General features: G+C 63.3%; 17 protein-coding genes and 1 riboswitch. Of the genes, 4 read left to right on the top strand and 13 right to left on the bottom strand.

The annotated features are described in order from the left end of the window. Positions 1–26: 26 nt before the first annotated feature. Together IGS58_RS26840 and IGS58_RS26835 are read left to right on the top strand one after the other, a co-directional pair. Entirely contained in the window at positions 27–302 is a 276-nt protein-coding gene (locus IGS58_RS26840) for a hypothetical protein (RefSeq protein WP_176374694.1), read from the top strand. Further along, positions 299–823: a GNAT family N-acetyltransferase gene (locus tag IGS58_RS26835; protein WP_070253804.1), complete on the top strand. Its 525-nt coding sequence runs from the start codon at positions 299–301 to the stop codon at positions 821–823. Before IGS58_RS26840 ends, IGS58_RS26835 begins: the two co-directional genes overlap by 4 nt. A 13-nt stretch (positions 824–836) precedes the next feature. On the opposite strand, the gene IGS58_RS26830 is transcribed toward IGS58_RS26835, so the two are convergent. The 12 genes from IGS58_RS26830 to IGS58_RS26775 form a co-directional block, all read right to left on the bottom strand. Next, positions 837–1700, bottom strand: coding sequence for a hypothetical protein (locus IGS58_RS26830; RefSeq protein ID WP_139144057.1), 864 nt, complete (start codon positions 1698–1700; stop codon positions 837–839). A 343-nt stretch (positions 1701–2043) separates the two neighbouring features. Next, positions 2044–3150 (bottom strand): S-(hydroxymethyl)glutathione dehydrogenase/class III alcohol dehydrogenase, encoded by a 1107-nt coding sequence (locus tag IGS58_RS26825; RefSeq protein WP_070253806.1) that lies wholly within the window; start codon positions 3148–3150, stop codon positions 2044–2046. Positions 3151–3250: 100 nt separating this feature from the next. Continuing rightward, positions 3251–3883 carry an ANTAR domain-containing response regulator gene (locus tag IGS58_RS26820; protein ID WP_034749164.1) on the bottom strand — a complete coding sequence of 211 codons (633 nt, stop codon included), beginning with the start codon at positions 3881–3883 and terminating at the stop codon, positions 3251–3253. A gap of 79 nt (positions 3884–3962) precedes the next feature. Then, positions 3963–4586, bottom strand: coding sequence for a thiamine phosphate synthase (gene thiE / locus IGS58_RS26815; RefSeq protein WP_230523131.1), 624 nt, complete (start codon positions 4584–4586; stop codon positions 3963–3965). Between the two features lie 10 nt (positions 4587–4596). Beyond that, positions 4597–5361, bottom strand: coding sequence for a bifunctional hydroxymethylpyrimidine kinase/phosphomethylpyrimidine kinase (thiD, locus tag IGS58_RS26810; protein ID WP_230523181.1), 765 nt, complete (start codon positions 5359–5361; stop codon positions 4597–4599). Further along, the gene (locus IGS58_RS26805; RefSeq protein ID WP_230523130.1) at positions 5361–6155 is read right to left on the bottom strand and encodes a thiazole synthase; all 795 of its coding nucleotides are present in this window, start codon (positions 6153–6155) and stop codon (positions 5361–5363) included. The genes thiD and IGS58_RS26805 overlap by 1 nt, the downstream gene beginning before the upstream one ends. Before the next feature lie 25 nt (positions 6156–6180). Further along, on the bottom strand, positions 6181–6384 hold the full coding sequence (gene thiS, locus IGS58_RS26800) for a sulfur carrier protein ThiS (RefSeq protein WP_070222852.1): 204 nt from the start codon (positions 6382–6384) through the stop codon (positions 6181–6183). A gap of 20 nt (positions 6385–6404) precedes the next feature. Further along, complete coding sequence (thiC, locus tag IGS58_RS26795; protein ID WP_230518322.1) at positions 6405–8318, bottom strand: phosphomethylpyrimidine synthase ThiC; 1914 nt, start codon at positions 8316–8318, stop codon at positions 6405–6407. A 79-nt stretch (positions 8319–8397) separates the two neighbouring features. Continuing rightward, positions 8398–8513, bottom strand: a riboswitch (TPP riboswitch). A gap of 108 nt (positions 8514–8621) precedes the next feature. After that, positions 8622–8876: a hypothetical protein gene (locus tag IGS58_RS26790; protein WP_230523129.1), complete on the bottom strand. Its 255-nt coding sequence runs from the start codon at positions 8874–8876 to the stop codon at positions 8622–8624. A 38-nt stretch (positions 8877–8914) separates the two neighbouring features. Beyond that, positions 8915–9721 (bottom strand): response regulator, encoded by an 807-nt coding sequence (locus tag IGS58_RS26785; RefSeq protein ID WP_230523128.1) that lies wholly within the window; start codon positions 9719–9721, stop codon positions 8915–8917. 28 nt (positions 9722–9749) lie between these two features. Continuing rightward, positions 9750–11654 (bottom strand): hybrid sensor histidine kinase/response regulator, encoded by a 1905-nt coding sequence (locus IGS58_RS26780; RefSeq protein WP_230523127.1) that lies wholly within the window; start codon positions 11652–11654, stop codon positions 9750–9752. A 45-nt stretch (positions 11655–11699) separates the two neighbouring features. Continuing rightward, entirely contained in the window at positions 11700–12440 is a 741-nt protein-coding gene (locus IGS58_RS26775; RefSeq protein ID WP_230523126.1) for a Crp/Fnr family transcriptional regulator, read from the bottom strand. 239 nt (positions 12441–12679) lie between these two features. Here IGS58_RS26775 and IGS58_RS26770 point away from each other — a divergent pair, with 239 nt between their 5' ends. Continuing rightward, a complete protein-coding gene (locus IGS58_RS26770; protein ID WP_230523125.1) occupies positions 12680–14764 on the top strand; it encodes a putative bifunctional diguanylate cyclase/phosphodiesterase in 2085 nt (694 codons plus the stop codon). A gap of 9 nt (positions 14765–14773) precedes the next feature. Here IGS58_RS26770 and IGS58_RS26765 read toward each other — a convergent pair whose 3' ends face one another. Further along, positions 14774–15823, bottom strand: a complete 1050-nt coding sequence (locus IGS58_RS26765; protein ID WP_230523124.1) for a porin — start codon at positions 15821–15823, stop codon at positions 14774–14776. A 502-nt stretch (positions 15824–16325) separates the two neighbouring features. On the opposite strand from IGS58_RS26765, the gene IGS58_RS26760 reads away from it, so the two are divergent. After that, the gene (locus IGS58_RS26760; RefSeq protein WP_070278376.1) at positions 16326–19133 is read left to right on the top strand and encodes a valine--tRNA ligase; all 2808 of its coding nucleotides are present in this window, start codon (positions 16326–16328) and stop codon (positions 19131–19133) included. Positions 19134–19151 lie beyond the last annotated feature (18 nt).

Here is a 19151-nt window from a genome sequence, read left to right as displayed (position 1 = left end):
ACTGCACAGCTGACGAAAACATGCCCATGACACCTCCCAGCCACCTCGACGGCGCCCGCGTACTGGCCTGGGCCTGGTCCGACTTGCCTTTCGGCCACGTCACCAATGAAGACGGCGCCGCCCCCATCGCCATCCACGGTCTGGCCGTGTGCCGCTACGGGGACGAGGCGCAAGTCTACCGTTTCAGCTGCGACGCGCACTGGGAAACGGTACAGGATGAGGTGTATGCCAGCGAGGACGACGCCAGGGAGCAGCTGCCGGCGCAATACCGCGCCGTGGCCGCCGTGTGGAACACACCGTGAGTTACGCCATCCGCGCAGCCACCGGCGCCGACCTGCCCCTGCTGGCCCAGGTCGAGCGCAGCGCCGCAGCTCTGTTTGCCCACGCAGGCCCCGAACTGGCGTGGCTGGTGCAGGGAGAACCCTTGCCACTGAGCACCTTGCAGATGCTGCAGCAGCATGGCGGCATATGGGTGGCCGCCGATGGCCTGGACCGGCCATCGGGTTTCCTGGCCGCCCAGCCGCTCGACGGCCAGTGGTTCATCGTGGAATTGTCAGTTGCCCTGCCGCATCAACGGCAGGGCCTGGGGGCGCGCCTGCTCGACGCGGCGGCGGCCCATGCCCGGACGCTGGGCTGCGCATGCCTGACACTGAGCACGTATCGCCACCTGCCATGGAACGCGCCCTACTATGCGCGCCACGGTTTCAGCGCAATCGAGGCCGCGGCGCTGGGCGCGGGTCACGCGCTCAAGCTGGCGCGCGAAGCGCAGGACGGGCACGACCCGGCGCTGCGCTGCCTGATGCGCAAGCCACTGGCCCGCTGATTCAGCACAACATTCAGCGCACCAGCTTTGCCTTGCCTTCGCTGAGCGCCTGGGCGATCACCTGGCGCGTGGTCTTGTCGGCGATCTTGACGACTTTTTCCTGCTGGCGGCCCAGGTCGTCCATTTGCTTGCCCAGCGCTTCCATCGGCTTGCTGCGCTGCTCCATCTGGCGCGACATCTGCTCCATTTTCTCGGCCTCGCGCTCGTGCACGTCGGCGATGCGGTCGTTGATCTCTTCCATTTCTTCCTGCGCATCTTCCATCTGCTGCTGCAGGCGTTCCACGTCGCGCTCGGCCGCGCGGCGCGCCGTGCCGCTCGTTGCCAGCGCCTGGCGGCGCGAGGCGTCGCCGAGCTTGCGGCCCAGCTCCTGCTGCTGGCGGCCCAGTGCGCGCAACTGTTCCGACTCGCGCGCACTGCCTTTTTCCAGGCTGCGGGCGCCCATCTTGCGACCCATTTCACCCATGGCCTTGCCGTGCGCGCCCATTTGATCGCCAAGCGCGCCCATCTCCTTGCCCAGCTGTTTCGAGGGCAGCCATGCCGTGCGCACCTTGCCCAGCAAGGCCGCATCCTGCAGCACGTAAGCCTGTCCCTGGTCGCGGAACCACAGGAAGGGTCCCTTGATCGAGCGCTTGAGCTTTTCCACCTGCTGCGAATGAATATCGCTGTCGATGACGATGACGCCCTCGCCATCCCTGGCGCCATCAACGAGCGCATAGCTTTCACCCTTGTCGAGCGAACGGCTGACCTGCACGCTGGGCGCGGCTGGTGCGGCTGGTGCGGCCGGTGGCGCGGGCGGTTGCGGCGGCTGCACGGCCAGCGCGCTGCCGCCAAGCAGGATACCGGCCAGGCTGAGGATCAAACGGTGGGAAGTGGACATGGCTGCCTCGTCGCAAAAGTAGTGGAGCATTGACTTTAACGACGGAAAGCTCACGGCTCCAGCGCGGTGCGACAGGCTGCAAAAAGGCGCACCTGGACGGCAGGCTTGCGCGATGAGTGGCAAAGCACGGGTAAAAAAAAGGAGGCCAGGGGCCTCCGTAAAGCCGCTGTGGTACAGCGACGAGAATCACGATAAGCGCTGGCGGCCAGTACCGCCAGCGCCGTGCGATGAAGTGCCGGGATGAAGGGTTAGGCGACAGCCTGGCCCGATGGATGGCAAACGCGGCGGCAAAAAAACGGAGGCCGCAGCCTCCGCAAAAACGCCGTGGTACGGCGTATGTCAATTAATACAGCACGACGGAGCGGATCGATTCGCCGCTCTTCATCAGGTCGAAACCCTGGTTGATATCTTCCAGTTTCAAACGGTGCGTGATCAAATCGTCGATATTGAGCTTGCCTTCCATATACCAGTCGACAATCTTCGGCACGTCCGTGCGTCCGCGCGCGCCGCCGAAGGCGGAACCTTTCCACACGCGCCCCGTCACCAGCTGGAATGGACGGGTGGAAATTTCCTGGCCGGCCGCCGCCACGCCGATGATGATGGACTGGCCCCAGCCCTTGTGGCAGCACTCGAGCGACTGGCGCATGGTGGTGGTGTTGCCGATGCATTCAAACGAATAGTCGGCGCCGCCGTCCGTCAGCTGCACGATGGTGTCGACAACGTTTTCCACCTCGTTGGCGTTGACGAAATGCGTCATGCCGAACTTGCGCGCGATGGCCTGGCGCGCCGGGTTGATGTCCACGCCGATGATCTTGTCGGCGCCAACCATTTTCGCCGCCTGGATCACGTTCAGGCCGATGCCGCCCAGGCCGAAGACGACCACATTGGCGCCCGCTTCTACCTTGGCCGTAAACAGCACGGCGCCCACGCCCGTCGTCACGCCGCAGCCGATGTAGCAGACCTTGTCGAATGGCGCATCTTCGCGGATCTTCGCCAGGGCGATTTCCGGCACGACGATGTAGTTCGAGAAGGTGGACGTGCCCATGTAGTGGAAGATGGGCTTGCCGTCGATGGAGAAGCGTGAGGTCGCGTCCGGCATCAGGCCGCGGCCCTGGGTCGAGCGGATCGACTGGCACAGGTTGGTTTTTTGCGACAGGCAGAATTTGCACTGGCGGCATTCCGGCGTGTACAGGGGAATGACGTGGTCATCCTTCTTCAGGCTTTTCACGCCCGGGCCCACGTCGACGACGATGCCGGCGCCTTCATGGCCGAGGATCGACGGGAAGATGCCTTCCGGATCGGCGCCCGACAGGGTGTAGTAATCGGTGTGGCAAATGCCCGTGGCCTTGATCTCGACCAGTACTTCGCCCTCGCGCGGGCCGGCCAGGTCGACTTCTTCGATCGTCAGCGGAGCGCCCGCCTTCCATGCAATCGCTGCTTTGGTTTTCATGTGTGTCCTGTCTATGGTTGAACCAGGCGCGCCAGCGCGCCGTATCGCCACATCATAACAAGGCAGGCGCCGACGTGCCACGCTGGCGCCGGTGCAACGCTTACTTGGTTTTCGCCCGGTTCAAAAAGGCGCCGTGCAGGCCGTTCAGGGTTTCTTCGGCCAGCAGCAGCTGGCTGGCGATTTCATTGATCTTGCGGCGGCTGGAACGGGCGTGGTCGCGCAGCACTTCGAACGCCGTGTTGCGGTCCGTCTGGAACTTACCCATCAGCAAACCGACAGCCAGGCTCGTTTCGCGGCCGGCGGCCAGCGCCGCATTCAGGTTCAGTTCGGTGCGCCGCAGCTGGCGGATTTCATCGGCGCGCGCCAGGCCCGCTTCGAATGCGGGCATCAAGCGGCCTTCATCGACGGGTTTGACGACATAGCCGACGGCGCCATAGGCGGCCGCCTGCTTGCCCGATTCGCTGTCGCCGCTGCCGGACAGGAACATGAACGGCACGGCCGTTTCGCCATGCAGGCGCTTGGCCAGCTCCAGGCCCGACATGCCCGGCATGTGGATGTCGAGCAAGGCCAGGTCGGGCTCGCGCTGGGCAATCAGCTGCAGCGCCACTTCGGCCGAATGGGCCAGGGCCGTCTCGTAGCCGGCATGGCGCAGGACTTCGCCGAGGAATTCCAACAGGAGTTGGTCATCGTCAACGATCAGGATAAGGCGTTTCGCGGCGGCTGGCTGACTCATGGGCAAAGGGACCTCGGTAATGAATGATGCTCTTATTATATGCCGATTATCCGCCCAAACCAGCCCTGCACCCGCATGCTCATGCCGCAAACAAGTGATTGAATTGCTGCACCGCAATATTCACATCGTCCGCCTGGTATTCTTTGCCAAAGACGCTGCTGATGGCCGCCACCATGTCGGCGCCGCGCGCCACCAGCGGCGCCGCGTTCTCCGGCGTCATGCCGCCGATCACCACGCAGGGCAAGGCGATCTCGCGCTTGGCCTGCAGCACGATATCCAATGGTGTCGTGACCGGATACTTTTTCACCAGCGAGGGATAAAAGCCGCCGAAGGCCACATAGCTGGCGCCACCCGCCTCTGCCGTCCGCGCCAGGGCCATGTCGCCATAGCACGAGGCGCCGACGAGCTTGTCCTTGCCCAGGCGCGCGCGCACCTGCGCGACGGACGCATCCGTGCCGCCCACGTGCACGCCGTCCGCGTCGAGCTCTTCGCACAGCTCGATAAAATCGTTGATGATGAAAGGCACGCCATACTTGCGGGCCAGTGCCAGCAAGGCGCCCGCCTGCTCGTGCCGCTGTTCCGCCTCGGCGCTCTTGTGGCGGTATTGCAGCAGGGCCACGCCACCGTGCAAAGCCTGTTCCGTGATATCGAGCAGGCGGTCGGTGTCATCCCAGTTCGGGGTAACCAGATACAGTCCACGCATGATGTTTTCCTTATTGAATGAATCGTTGCGGCATCAGCTGGCCTGGCGCAACCGCATACGCGCCGGCCAGGGCCGCATGGCAATAGGCTTGCGCGCCATCAAGCGCTTCGGGCAATGCCTGGCCCAGTGCCAGGCGCGCCGCGATGGCGGACGCCAGGGTACAGCCGCTGCCGTGGAATTCGCCGGGCAGGCGCGGCCAGCGCCACTCGCGCGCCCTGTCCTCGCCATCGTGCCAGCGGTTGACGATCACCTCGCCTTCGCCATGGCCGCCCGTCACCAGCACGTTCTTGCAGCCTTGCGCGCGCAGGTTTTTCTCGCCGCCCAGAGCCGCCGCTTCCGGCCCGTTCGGTACGATGACGGTAGTCACCGGCAGCAAGGGCGCCAGCGCCAGCACGGCGTCGTCCCGGCTGAGCACGTCGCCATGGCCGCTGGCCAGCACGGGGTCGAGCACGACAGGCAAATCTGGCCGGGCCAGCCGCAATTGCGCGATCAGTTGCGCGATGACGGCCGCATTCGCCGCGCTGCCAGGGATACCGATCTTCACGGCATCGATGCTGATTTTGTCGATCAGCGCCTGCGCCTGCCGACGCAGCCATTCCGGCGCCACCGGTTCGACAGCAAACACGCGGTCGTTGTCCTGCACCGTCAGCGCCGTGATGACGGGCAAGGCATGCGCGCCCTGCGCCGCAATCGCCACGACATCGGCGGCGATGCCGGCGCCGCCCGACGGGTCGGCGCCGGCAAACACCAGCACCGTCGGCAGCGCGCGCGCCATCACGCCAGGCGGCCCGCCATCGGCGACGATGGCGAAGCAGCAAATTTACGCGGCATGCGGCCCGCCAGGAATGCTTCGCGCCCGGCCCGCACGGCCAGCTTCATGGCACGCGCCATGCGCACGGGGTCGCGCGCGCCGGCAATCGCTGTATTCATCAGCACGCCATCGCAGCCAAGTTCCATGGCAATGGCCGCATCCGACGCCGTGCCCACGCCTGCGTCCACCAGCACGGGTACTTTCGCCTGATCGATGATCAAGGACAAGTTCCACGGATTCAATATGCCCATGCCCGAGCCGATCAGCGACGCCAGCGGCATGACGGCCACGCAGCCGATGTCCTCCAGAATCTTCGCCTGGATGGGGTCGTCGCTGCAATAGACCATCACGTCAAAGCCATCCTTGACCAGCGCTTCGGCCGCGACCAGGGTTTCCGGCATGTGCGGAAACAAGGTTTTTTCGTCGCCCAGCACTTCCAGCTTCACCAGATTGCGCCCGCCCAGGAGCTCGCGCGCCAGTTGCAGGGTGTAGATGGCATCCTTGGCGTTGTAGCAGCCGGCCGTGTTCGGCAAGATCGTGTACTGGTCCGGTGGCACGAAATCGAGCAGGCTGGGCGCGTTCGGATCCTGACCGATATTGACCCTGCGGATTGCCACCGTGATGATCTGCGCTTCCGCCGCATCCGTTGCTTCGCGCGTCTGCGGCAAATCCTTGTACTTGCCGCTGCCCACCAGCAGGCGCGATGGGTACTGCTTTCCTGCGATGGTCAGCAGGTCGTTGTTTGTTGCGGTGTTCATGTGTTCTTCCTTGTCTATTCTCAACTTAGCCGCCGCCGATGGCGCGTACTATCTCCACTTGATCTTGCGTCTGCAAGACCTGCCCTGGCCACGCCTTGCGCGGCACGACGTTGCGGTTGACGGCCAGCGCCAGCGCCTGGTTTTCCAGCGACAGGGCGGCGATCAATTGATCCAGGGTTTGCCCCGGCGGCACCTGGTGCGGCGCGCCGTTGAGCGTGATGGATATCAATGCAGGCATCACGCTCTCCTTCAGACCTTGCGGTACAGCTCGGCGCCGTTCTTGATGAATTCGATGGCCTTGATTTCCATGCCCTGCTTGAGCGCCTTGTCTTCCGCGATGCCCATGCCGGCCGCGTATTCGCGCACTTCCTGCGTAATCTTCATCGAACAGAAATGGGGGCCGCACATGGAGCAGAAATGCGCCACCTTGGCCGAATCCTTGGGCAGGGTTTCATCGTGGAATTCGCGCGCCTTGTCCGGGTCCAGGCCGATGTTGAACTGGTCGTCCCAGCGGAATTCGAAGCGGGCTTTCGACAGCGCGTTGTCGCGGATTTGCGCGCCCGGATGGCCCTTGGCCAGGTCGGCCGCATGCGCCGCGATTTTATACGTGATGATGCCGTCCTTGACGTCCGCCTTGTTGGGCAGGCCCAGGTGTTCCTTCGGCGTCACGTAGCACAGCATGGCCGTGCCATACCAGCCGATCATGGCCGCGCCGATGCCCGAGGTGATGTGGTCATAGCCGGGCGCGATATCCGTCGTCAGCGGCCCCAGGGTATAGAACGGCGCTTCGCCGCACTGTTCCAGCTGCAAGTCCATGTTTTCCTTGATCAATTGCATGGGCACGTGGCCCGGCCCCTCGATCATCACCTGTACGTCGTGCTTCCAGGCAACTTGCGTCAGCTCGCCCAGGGTCTTCAGCTCGCCCAGCTGCGCTTCGTCGTTGGCGTCGTAGATGGAGCCGGGGCGCAAGCCGTCGCCCAGCGAGAACGACACGTCGTAGGCCTTCATGATTTCGCAGATTTCTTCGAAATGCGTGTACAGGAACGATTCCTGGTGGTGCGCCAGGCACCATTTCGCCATGATGGAGCCGCCGCGCGAGACGATGCCCGTCAGGCGCTTGGCCGTCATCGGCACATAGCGCAGCAGCACGCCCGCATGGATGGTGAAGTAGTCGACGCCCTGCTCGGCCTGCTCGATCAGGGTGTCGCGGAAAATTTCCCACGTCAAATCTTCGGCCTTGCCATTGACCTTTTCCAGCGCCTGGTAGATGGGCACGGTGCCGATGGGCACGGGGCTGTTGCGCACGATCCATTCGCGCGTCTCGTGGATATGTTTACCTGTGGACAGGTCCATCACATTGTCGCCACCCCAGCGGATGGCCCAGGTCATTTTTTCCACTTCCTCGCCAATCGACGAGGTGACGGCGGAATTGCCGATATTCGCATTGATCTTCACCAGGAAATTGCGGCCGATAATCATCGGTTCCACTTCCGGGTGGTTGATGTTGGCGGGAATGATGGCGCGGCCGCGGGCGATTTCCTCGCGCACGAATTCCGGCGTGATTTCCGCCGGGATGCTGGCGCCGAAGGACTGGCCCGGGTGCTGGCGGCCCATCAGGTCGGCCAGGCGCTCGCCCATGGGGCCGGAAGCCTTGAGTTCGCGCAAATATTCCTGGCGGCGCATGTTTTCGCGGATGGCAACGAATTCCATTTCCGGCGTGATGATGCCTTGGCGCGCGTAATGCATTTGCGTCACGTTCTTGCCGGCAATGGCGCGGCGCGGCTTGCGGTGCAGGTTGAAACGCAGCTCGGCCAGTTTCGGGTCCGCCAGGCGGGCGATGCCGTAGTCGGAAGTGGGACCGGGCAATTCTTCCGTGTCGGCGCGCTCCATGATCCATGGCAGGCGCGGCGTGTCCAGGCCCGAGCGGATATCGATCTGCACGTCCGGGTCCGTGTACGGGCCGGACGTGTCGTACACGTAGATCGGCGGATTCTTTTCGCCGCCGAACGACGCTTCCGTGTCGGACTGGCTGATCTCGCGCATGGGCACGCGGATGTCGGGGCGGCTGCCTTCGACGTAGATCTTGCGCGAATTGGGCAGCGGCGCGATGGCGGCTTCGTCGACCGTGGCGGTGGCGGAGAGGAATTTCGGGTTGGCGTTCATTTTGGCTCCTTGGCTAGACTATTTTTAAGCCTGGAGCCAGCTAAGGAGGTTCGGCTGCGCGCACGCGGAAAAGCGGGGTGCGTTCATCCTAAAGCTTCCCTTCGCTGGCATTATCCAGATCAGGTTCGGAGGGTATTTCTCACCCGCGCTTGCACTGTGTTTTCACAGCGAAAGGCAGGACCCCTAGCGTTTGCCGCCTTGCGGCAGCGAGCCAATTATACGCGGTTCACGCCGCGCGGCCAGATGATTTCTTGCAGGTGTCGTGTTTGCGCATCTGCTGCAATGCAGCAGATGCCATCACATCTATTTCTTCTTGCCCCAGCGCCAGGCGGTCGGTTCGCCCTTCAGCTGGCAGATGAAAATGAGCACGGCGACGATGGCCGCTTCATAGATGATGTACAGCGCCAGCGATTCTTGCGGCGGGAACAGGAAGGCGCCGCAGGCGAACAGCGCCAGCGCGGCCAGGAACACCAGCCAGCCTTGCCAGGTGATGGGCAAACCCCAGCCCCAGCCATAGGTCTTGGCGGGGAACCAGTAGGAAGGAGATTTGTCAGTCATGATTTTTCCTGGTCAGTATCGATGGCACCAAGTATAAATCAGGCACTCCGATGCCGCTGCGTGACATCGAGGCCGATGCCGCGGTAGCCGATGAAGCGGCTGCCATTGTCGAACATCGGCTCGCCGCTGACCTGCAGATACTGCATGCTGCCGTCGAGGTTGGCGCGGCTGTAGATAAAATCGAGGAACGGTTCGCGCGCGGCAATTTTTGCGTCGAGCAGCGCGCGCTCGGCGGCGTTCCAGCGCTGCGGCTCTTCTTCGCTGCCGATGCCCAGCATTTCAGCCACGGGGCCGGAAAAGCGCGTCAGATTGCCCTGCGCATCCTGCTCCCAGTACCAGTCGGACGACAGTTCCGTAAAGCGCTGGAAGCGCGCTTCGCTTTCGCGCAACTCCGCCGTGCGCTCTTCCACCTTCAGTTCCAGCGACTTGTTGTATTCGGCCAGCTTCTGGTACAGCAAGCGCACTTCCAGCATGTTGTGGATGCGCGTCTTTACTTCCACCAGGTCGAAGGGCTTGCTGACGAAATCCTTGGCGCCCGCCTGCAGCGCGCGCAGCTTGTGGCCGGGCTGGGCCGTGATCACCAGCACGGGCAGATAGCTGCCCGCCTCGATGTCGCGCAAGCCTTCCATCACTTCGAAGCCATCCATTTCCGGCATCTGCAAGTCGAGCAGGATCAGGTCGTAGCGGTGCTGCTGGTGCAGCGCGCGCACGGCTTGCGGGTCCATGGTGGAGGTGATGCGCGTATAGCCGGCGTTGCGCAACACCTGCTCGAGCAGCATGACGTTGGCCTCCTGGTCATCGACGATGAGGATGCTGGCGTTCAGGATCTCGGTGGCTTGAAGCATGGCGGTATTCCTAAAAATAAGTGCTGAATTAGCGTATTACGTGAGTGTCGTCGGCCAGGCCGAGCGCGGCCGCGTGGTGCAGGGCCACGTCGAGCGCATCCATGAATTCGACCACCTTGATCGGTTTGGTCAGGTAGCGGAAGAAGCCCGCTTGCAGGCCTTTCTCGATGTCGCGCGGCACGGCGTTGGCCGACAGCGCCATCACGGGAATGTGGCTGGTGAGCGGGTCGTTGTGCAGGATATGCAGCGCGCCAAAGCCGCTGATGCCCGGCAGGTTGATATCCATCAAGATCACGTCCGGCTGATACGTGCGCGCCAGGTCAATGCCCAGGTGCGCATCGATGGCCGTGAGCAACTTCAAATCGCTGCGGCGGGCGATCAATTGCTCCACCAGCGCCAGGTTGGCGGGATTGTCTTCCACGTACAGCAGGGTGCGCAGGCTTTCCTGCGGCTCCTGCACCTGCGGCAGCGCGTCGCCATCGTCCAGCGCCAGTGCCGGCGCGCGGCTGGCGGCCAGCTCGAACCAGAACGTGGTGCCCACGCCCACCGTGCTGTCGACGCCGATGGTGCCGCCCATCAATTCGACCAGCTGCTTGGTGACGACGAGGCCGATGCCCGTGCCCTCTTCCGTGCTGTTTTCCTGCCCCAGGCGGTTGAAAGGCTGGAACAGCTGCGCCACTTGCTGCGCATCGAGGCCGGCACCGCTGTCGCGCACGCTCACGCGCACCTTCTCGCCGTGCCGGCTGCATTCGACGGTGACGGCGCCGCCGCCCTGGTTGTACTTGATGGCGTTCGACAGCAGGTTGATCATCACCTGTTTCACGCGCGTGCGGTCCGCATGCACGTAGAAAGCCTGGCCGCAGCGGGGGAAATGCATGCGGATGCCGCGCTTTTCCGCCTGCGGCGCGATCATGGCCTGGCAATCCTGCAGCACGTCGAGCAGCGACATGGCTTCCTGCGACAAAGTGACCTTGCCCGATTCGATCATGGCCAGGTCGAGGATTTCATTGATCAAGCGCAACAGGTACCAGCCGCCCTTGAGAATCTGCTCGATCGAGCGCTGCTGCGGCGGACTCGGCGGCGGCACGTCGGACGCCATCAGCTGGGCGAAACCCAGCACGGCATTCAGCGGCGTGCGCAATTCGTGGCTCATGCTCGACAGGAATTCGGACTTGGCGCGGTTGGCCTTTTCCGCCACCAGGCGCGCCTTTTTCAACTCCGCATTGTTGGTCTCGACCAGCGAGCGCGTATACGCCTGCTGCTCGCGCAGGCGCTGGTCCAGCAGCGCCTGTTCCGCCTCGACCTGCTTGCGCACCGTGTTGTCGGTGCCGATCAGCAGATAGCCGATGACCTTGCTCTGCGCGTCGCGCAAGGCCGTCACGGAGACGATGGCGGGGAAGCGGCTGCCATCCTTGCGGATGTAGGTCAGCTCATAGATGTCTTCGATGCCGCGCATGGCCTTGAACACGAGCGCTTCCACGCCGGGCGTGATAACCGTGTCGAGCTCGGCGCTGAGGGCGGCCGCGCGGGCGACGATTTCTTGCGCGTCGGAAATACCAGCCGGCGTCAGCTTGTCGACCACGTCGCTGGCGGCATAGCCGAGCATGCGTTCGGCGCCCACATTGAAAATCTGGATCACGCCTTGCGCATCGGTGGCGATGCACGAGAAATTGGCGCTGTTGAAGATCGCGTCCTGCAAGGCGCCCGCCTTGAGCAGCTGGCGCGGCAGACTGGCCGACACCGTGCGCCGGTACAGCGCCACGAGCAGCATCAGCAGCAAGAAGACCAGCGCGTCGATGACGCAAGCCGTCTCGAACGGCGCGCGCCAGGCCAGCGCGCCGACGGCCAGCAGGGCGATGGCGCTGAACGAAAACGCCAGCGCCATGGGCCAGCGCGACGGGGCGCGCGGGGGAATTTTTTCGACAGATTGCATGAGCTAGCCTGGGCTGTGACTACGATAAGAGGAAAGAAGCGGTGTTCAAGACGCCTGGCGCTGGCGCACGTCCGACAGCAGGCGCGCGAATTCCTTCTTCACCACGCCATAGCATTCGCACACATTGCCTTCGAGGCCGGCGCGGTCCTGCACCGTGATATGGCCGCGCCGATAACTGATGAGGCCGCGCTGCTGCAGGCGCCCCGCCGCTTCCGTCACGCCTTCGCGGCGCACGCCCAGCATGTTGGCGATGAGTTCCTGCGTCATGGTCAGCTCGCGGTTCGGCAGGCGGTCCATGGTCAGCAGCAGCCAGCGGCACAATTGCTGTTCCACAGTATGGTGGCGGTTGCATACGGCCGTCTGCGACATTTGCGTGATCAGCGCCTGCGTATAGCGCAGCAGCAAGCGCATGACGGGGCCGGCGCGGTCGAATTCTTCCATCAGCAGATTGGCCTTGAGCCGGTAGCCGACGCCGCCCGTCTGCACGACGGCACGGCTCGGCGTCGAGTTGCCGCCCATAAATAGCGACACGCCCACGATGCCCTCGTTGCCGACGCCGGCAATTTCCGACGAGCCGCCGTTTTCCAGCAGGTAATGGATGGAAACGATGGCCGTGGTGGGAAAGTACACGTGCTGCAGCTTGTCGCCCGAGTCGTAGATCACGTCGCCCAGCAGCATGGAGACTTGCTCCAGGTGGGGAGCCAGGCGCGCGAAATCGGCGTCGAGCATGGCGGCGAGCAAATGGTTTTGATTCGGGTTGTGCAGCTGGGCATGCGGACTCGACATGGGCAGGTTTCCTGGTTTCCAGTCGTCAGCTAGGGAGATAAATGAAAGACGTCCGAACGAGGGGCGCCATATGCAGCAGCGTAACACAGCGCCCGCACAATGCCCCCACTATATTTCTTGGTGGCATGAACGTCCGTTCGGTAGCGAACGGACGTTCATTCACCGCGCGCCCTACAGTCAATCACTGCCAGGGCTGCCGGATCACGGATCGGTAGCGGTGCTGCTTACCGGACGCCATCATGCAATCATTCTTCAAACGCATCTCCATTTCCGTTTCCACCTCGGCCCTGATCACCCTGGCGGTCGGGCTGTGCCTGACGGCCCTGTGCTACGCCTCGGCGCGCCAGATCGAAGCGGAAAGCGCCAGGCTGCTGCTGCAGTACCACGCCAGCGGACACACCCTGGGCGCCGCCCTGCTGCCGGCCAAGGGCATGACCTTGGATGCCAACCATCGCGGCTCGCTGTATGTGCTGCTGGGCGGATTACTGTCGAGCCTGTTGGCAACAGCGTATGTATACCAGCTGGTGTCGCGCAATTCCGTGATTGCCCGCATCACGGGCGAACGCACGGCGGCGCTGCAGTTTGCCAATCTGCGCCTGTCCGAAGATATCGCCGCGCGCATGCACAATGAAAAGTCGCTGCGCTTGCGCGAACGCATCATCGAAGTATCGGCCAATGCCATCATCCTGTGCAGCGCCGACGCGCCCGGCTACCTGATCGAATACGTCAACCCCGCCTTCGAACGCATCACCGGCTATGCGGCCAGCGAAGTCATCGGCCAGCGCCTGGAAGACTTGCAAGGTCCCGAGCAAGGGCGGCAAGACATGCACGCCATTACGGCGGCCCTGCGCGAACAGCGCGAAGGCAAGGCCATCGTGCGCAATTTCCGCAAGGATGGCAGCAGCTACTGGAGCGAGCTGTTCGTGGCACCCGTGCGCGACGATGGCGATGGCGCGCTCAGTCACTTTGTCGTGGCGCAATACGACATCAGCACCGTCATGCGTTTCGAACAGGAAATGGAATTTCAGGCCAGGCACGATATCCTGACGGGCCTGGCCAACCGGGCACTGCTGCGCGAACGGCTGGAGCAGGCGATGGCCGTGACGCGGCGCAACGGCCTTCCCCTGTGGGTGGTTTTCATCGACCTCGACCGCTTTAAATTTGTCAACGATACCCTGGGCCATGATGCAGGCGACCTGGTGCTGAAAAGCGTGGCCGAACGCCTGCGCGACGCCACGCGCGAAGTCGACACGGTGGCACGCCTGGGCGGCGACGAATTCGTGCTGCTGCTGCCCCAGCATGGCAATGGCGAACCGGGCGCGGCCATTCTGCAGCGCATCCAGGACGCCGTGGCGCAGCCGCTGCAACTGGGCGAATATGAATTTTTCCTCAGCTGTTGCATGGGCGTGGCCGTGTATCCCGATGATGGCGACGATGCCGACACCTTGATCAAGCACGCCGACATCGCCATGTACCGCGCGAAGGAACAGGGACGGGGCAACTGGCAATTCTATGCCTCGGGCATGAATGCGGGCACCCTGGAGCGCCTGGGGTTGGAGAGCGAGTTGCGCCATGCCCTGGAACGCGGGCAATTCCACCTCGAATACCAGCCCCAGCTGGACCTGGCCAGCGGCGCCGTGGTGGGCATGGAAGCGCTGCTGCGCTGGCAACATCCGCAGCTGGGACGGATTCCACCTGCCAGCTTCATCGGCCTGGCCGAGGAAATGGGCTTGATCACGCCCATTGGCGACTGGGTGCTGCGCACGGCATGCGCCCAGGCGCGCGCCTGGCAACTGGCCGGCCATGGCCCGCTGCGCCTGGCCGTCAATCTGTCTGCGAGGCAATTCAAGCAAAAGAACCTGCTGCACGCGGTGGCGCTGGCGCTGGCGGAAACGGGACTCGCCGCGGCCCATCTGGAACTGGAATTGACGGAAAGCATGGTCATGCATGACGTGGAGCAAGCCACGGCCATCATGGCCAACCTGAAGGCGCTGGGCGTGCAACTGTCCATCGACGACTTCGGCACCGGCTATTCCAGCCTGGCCTACCTGCGCCACTTCCCCATCGACGTACTGAAAATCGACAAGACCTTCGTCAGCGACATCACGCACAGCGACGATGACGCGGCCATCGTGCGCGCCATCATTTCGCTGGCGCACAGCTTGCGCCTGAAAGTCATCGCCGAAGGCGTGGAAACGGAACAGCAGCTGGCCTTCCTGCGCCAGCAAGGCTGCGACCAGATGCAGGGCTACCTGTTCAGCCGCCCACTCGCCGCCCCCGCCTTCGAAGCGCTGCTGCACGAAGGCAGCATGCTGCCCGCCTAGCGTGACGGTTTAAAACGCGTGGCGCAGGCCGAGGTTGAAGGCGCGGTTGCCGCTGCCCACTTCGGTGGCATTGCCCACCATGTAGGCGGCATCGTTGCGGTTACGGATGTGCGCGTAGGCAACATACACCTTGCTGCGCTTGGACAAGGCATACGTGGCGCCGATGGCCAGCTGCTGCGCATCGCGGTTGGCAGCGTCGCGGTCATCCTTGCGCACATACGAGGCCAGCAAGGTCGCCGCGCCGAACGGCACGGACACGCCGACGATGGCGTCGCGGCTGTCGGTGGACTGGGCCGGCGCCTGCGCCGCGCCGTACGGATTTTCCGCAAAGAACATGCTGCTGCCATCGCCCGTATTGCGGCCATAGCCGGCAAACGCCGTGGCCACGCCGAAGTTGTAGTTACCGGCCAATATCGTGTTGTTCACGTCGGCCTTGCCCGGCTCGCCGGCACGGCTCTGGCGCGCCAGGCGCAAGGTCAATGGACCGTTGACGTAACCGAGGGCCAGGCCCAGCGAACGCTGGTCCGCCGCAATCCCCGTGTGTTCGCCAAAACCGACCATGACCGTGGCCGTGACGCCGCGCAGCTCGGGCGAGGTGTAGCGCACGGTATTGTCGATGCGCGTGGCCGAATAGCCGGCCAGGTTGGTCGACGCGCCCGCCATGCCGCCCTCGAACGGATCGGCCACGTCGGTCAGCGCCTGGCTCTGCAGGTTGTACTGGCGGCCCACGGTCAGCATGCCCAGCGGACTGTCGAGGCCGACAAACGCCTGGCGGCCAAACAACTGGCCTGCCTGGTCCGAGCGGCCCGTGTCGCTCAAGACACCCGCTTCCAGCGTGAACACGGCTTGCAAGCCGTTACCCAGGGATTCCGTGCCGCGCAAGCCCAGACGCGAGCCGGCCGACACGCCGCTGGTGAGCTTGCTGACGCCGCCTTCCTGCACCAGGCCCGCATCCATCAAGCCATACACGTTGACGGAGGACTGGGCATGGGCGGCAGGCAAGGCGCCCAGGGTGGCGATGGTCGAAACGAGGCCGACACTGATCGAGAGTTTTTTCATGCTGGTTTCCTTATGCAGGCAAAACCGGGAAAGCGCGCGGCCATGGCATAGCCACAGCGGCCAGGCGCTGTGGAACATGCCGTATCGAAAGACGACGGGCCAGATAACAACATTCCTGGCTAAGCTGTGGCGGCAGCGGCGTGCAATGACGAGCCGCCTTGATTCCGCCGTGAATGGTGCACCGCTGGCGGTGCGCGTGGCTCAGGCGCCCAGCCCGCAGGGGACGCTCTGAAAGTGGCTGGCATCGCAGATGCGCTGGCCGGGTGACGCGGACGAGAGTTGGAGTGAAACTTTGATACAACTGCGCCCGCTGGCGCCGTCCGCAAAGATAGGGCAGGAGGCGCCAAGGCCGGCATTATAACATCGGCAGCGCTTTTATCGCCGTTCTGTTGCCCGTCAACGGCCCGCAAAGCCGCCAAAACACTGAAAAAAGCGGCTTGCCACGCTGCAGGCGATGCCGCGTCATCTATAATGGTTCCTTTTGCCAATCACACGCCAAATCATGGAATTAGCCAAGTCTTTCGAGCCCGCCGACATTGAACAATTCTGGCGCACCGAGTGGGAGCAGCGCGGTTACTTCACCGCCACCCTCGATGCGGGAAAACCTTCCTTCAGCATCCAGTTGCCGCCGCCGAACGTCACCGGCACCCTGCACATGGGCCATGCGTTCAACCAGACCATCATGGATGGCCTGACCCGCTACCACCGCATGCTGGGCCACAACACGGCCTGGATACCCGGCACCGACCACGCGGGCATCGCCACGCAGATCGTCGTGCAACGCCAGCTGGATGCGCAAAAGATTTCGCGCCATGACCTGGGCCGCGAGAAATTCGTGGAAAAAGTGTGGGAATGGAAAGAAAAATCCGGTTCCATCATCACTGGCCAGATGCGCCGCCTGGGCGCCTCGGCCGACTGGCAGCGCGAATACTTCACGATGGACGAACCGCGCTCGAAAGTCGTCACCGACGTCTTCGTGCGCCTGTTCGAGCAAGGCCTGATCTACCGCGGCAAGCGCCTCGTCAACTGGGACCCCGTGCTGGGCACGGCTGTGTCCGACCTGGAAGTGGTGTCCGAGGAAGAAGACGGTTCCATGTGGTACATCAAGTACCCGCTGGCCGACGGCAGCGGTTTCCTGACGGTGGCCACGACCCGTCCTGAAACCATGCTGGGCGACGTGGCCGTGGCCGTCGATCCGACGGACGAGCGCTACACGGCGCTGGTGGGCAAGATGCTGAAACTGCCGCTGACGGACCGCGAAATCCCCATCATCGCCGACGAATACGTCGACAAGGAATTCGGCACCGGCTGCGTGAAGATCACCCCGGCGCACGACATGAACGATTACGCCGTGGGCCAGCGCCACAAGCTGGCGCAGATCGTCATCCTGACCCTGGACGCGAAGATCACGGACGACGCGCCGGCAGCCTACCGCGGCATGGACCGCTTCGCCGCGCGCAAGCAGATCGTCGCCGACCTCGACGCGCAAGGCTTGCTGGAACAAGTCAAGCCGCACAAGCTGATGGTGCCGCGCGGCGACCGCACGGGCGTCGTCATCGAGCCGATGCTGACGGACCAGTGGTTTGTCGCCATGAGCAAACCGGCCCCGGAAGGCACCTTCTTCCCAGGCAAGTCGATCGCGGAAACGGCGCTGGACAAGGTCGCCAGCGGCGAAATCAAGTTTGTGCCGGAAAACTGGAGCACCACCTACAACCAGTGGCTCAACAACATCCAGGACTGGTGCATCTCGCGCCAGCTGTGGTGGGGCCATCAAATCCCGGCGTGGTACGACGATGCCGGCAATATCTTCGTGGCCAAGACGGAAGCGGAAGCCATCGCCAAGGCGCAGGCGGCCGGCAGCACGGGCCCGTTGAAACGCGACGACGACGTGCTCGACACGTGGTTCTCGTCGGCGCTCGTACCGTTCTCGACCATGGGTTGGCCGGAAGAAACGCCGGACATGAAAGCCTTCCTGCCATCGTCCGTGCTGGTGACGGGTTTCGACATCATCTTCTTCTGGGTCGCGCGCATGGTCATGATGACGGCGCACTTCACGGGCAAGGTGCCGTTTGAAACCGTCTACGTGCACGGCCTCGTGCGCGATTCGACGGGACAGAAGATGTCCAAGTCGAAGGGCAACACGCTGGACCCGATCGACCTGATCGACGGCATCGACCTGGAAGGCTTGATCGTCAAGCGCACCACGGGCTTGATGAACCCGCGCGACGCGGAAAAGATCACCAAGGCAACGCGCAAGGAATTCCCGGAAGGCATTTCCGCCTACGGCACGGACGCCGTGCGCTTCACCATGGCCAGCTATGCATCGCTGGGCCGCAACATCAATTTCGACCTGGGCCGCTGCGAAGGCTACCGCAACTTCTGCAACAAGATGTGGAATGCCACCCGTTTCGTCATGATGAATACGGAAGGCAAGGACTGCACGCCGAATGACGCCGACCTGTCGCAAGCGGACAAGTGGATTATTTCCCTGCTGCAAAAGGCGGAACTGGACGTGGCCAAGGGCTTTGAAGACTTCCGTTTCGACAATATCGCCGCCACCATCTACAAATTTGTCTGGGACGAGTATTGCGACTGGTACCTGGAAGTCGCGAAAGTCCAAGTGCAACAGGGCACGGAAGGCCAGCAGCGCGCCACCCGCCACACCCTGCTGCGCGTGCTGGAAGTCGTGCTGCGCCTGGCCCATCCGATCATCCCGTTCGTTACGGAAGCGTTGTGGCAGACGGTGGCGCCTTTGGCCGGCAAGACGCTCAAGCCAGAGGGCGATTCGATCATGATGCAGCCGTATCCGATCGCCAACACCGAGAAGATCGATGAAAGTGCGGAAGCGTGGATGCAGCAGCTGAAAGCCTTGACGGACGCAACGCGCAACCTGCGCGGCGAAATGCAGATCTCGCCTTCCGTGCGCGTGCCGCTGATCGTCGAAGCGGGCAATGCCACGGAAAAGGCCGCGCTGGCGTCGTACGCACCGTACATCCAGTCGCTGGGCAAGCTGGCTGAAGTGCAGATCGTCGATGCGCTGCCGGACTCGCCAGCGGCCGTCGCCATCGTCGGCACCACCAAGCTGATGCTGAAAGTGGAAATCGACGTGGCCGCCGAACGCGAACGCCTGGGCAAGGAAATCGCCCGCATCGAAGCGGAAATTGCCAAGGTCAACAGCAAGTTGGGCAATGAAAGTTTCGTTGCGCGCGCCCCTGCCGCCATCGTTGCGCAAGAAAACGAGCGTTTGCTCAGTTTTTCGGCGACAATTGAAAAACTGCGCGAACAGTTTGCTAAACTAGCCAGCGCATAAGGCAAGTTTGGAAGGATT

Origin of the sequence: Janthinobacterium sp. EB271-G4-7A, assembly GCF_020858075.1 — a bacterium.
GTDB lineage: Bacteria > Pseudomonadota > Gammaproteobacteria > Burkholderiales > Burkholderiaceae_D > Janthinobacterium > Janthinobacterium lividum.
This window is presented reverse-complemented; position numbering and strand designations above follow the sequence as displayed.

Bases quoted from the DNA above. Each gene is read 5' to 3' on its own strand.
- IGS58_RS26840 (WP_176374694.1), top strand. From the start codon at position 27: ATGACACCTCCCAGCCACCTCGACGGCGCCCGCGTACTGGCCTGGGCC.
- IGS58_RS26830 (WP_139144057.1), bottom strand. From the start codon at position 1,700: ATGTCCACTTCCCACCGTTTGATCCTCAGCCTGGCCGGTATCCTGCTT.
- IGS58_RS26825 (WP_070253806.1), bottom strand. From the start codon at position 3,150: ATGAAAACCAAAGCAGCGATTGCATGGAAGGCGGGCGCTCCGCTGACG.
- IGS58_RS26820 (WP_034749164.1), bottom strand. From the start codon at position 3,883: ATGAGTCAGCCAGCCGCCGCGAAACGCCTTATCCTGATCGTTGACGAT.
- thiE (WP_230523131.1), bottom strand. From the start codon at position 4,586: ATGCGTGGACTGTATCTGGTTACCCCGAACTGGGATGACACCGACCGC.
- thiD (WP_230523181.1), bottom strand. From the start codon at position 5,361: ATGGCGCGCGCGCTGCCGACGGTGCTGGTGTTTGCCGGCGCCGACCCG.
- IGS58_RS26805 (WP_230523130.1), bottom strand. From the start codon at position 6,155: ATGAACACCGCAACAAACAACGACCTGCTGACCATCGCAGGAAAGCAG.
- thiC (WP_230518322.1), bottom strand. From the start codon at position 8,318: ATGAACGCCAACCCGAAATTCCTCTCCGCCACCGCCACGGTCGACGAA.
- IGS58_RS26790 (WP_230523129.1), bottom strand. From the start codon at position 8,876: ATGACTGACAAATCTCCTTCCTACTGGTTCCCCGCCAAGACCTATGGC.
- IGS58_RS26785 (WP_230523128.1), bottom strand. From the start codon at position 9,721: ATGCTTCAAGCCACCGAGATCCTGAACGCCAGCATCCTCATCGTCGAT.
- IGS58_RS26780 (WP_230523127.1), bottom strand. From the start codon at position 11,654: ATGCAATCTGTCGAAAAAATTCCCCCGCGCGCCCCGTCGCGCTGGCCC.
- IGS58_RS26775 (WP_230523126.1), bottom strand. From the start codon at position 12,440: ATGTCGAGTCCGCATGCCCAGCTGCACAACCCGAATCAAAACCATTTG.
- IGS58_RS26770 (WP_230523125.1), top strand. From the start codon at position 12,680: ATGCAATCATTCTTCAAACGCATCTCCATTTCCGTTTCCACCTCGGCC.
- IGS58_RS26765 (WP_230523124.1), bottom strand. From the start codon at position 15,823: ATGAAAAAACTCTCGATCAGTGTCGGCCTCGTTTCGACCATCGCCACC.
- IGS58_RS26760 (WP_070278376.1), top strand. From the start codon at position 16,326: ATGGAATTAGCCAAGTCTTTCGAGCCCGCCGACATTGAACAATTCTGG.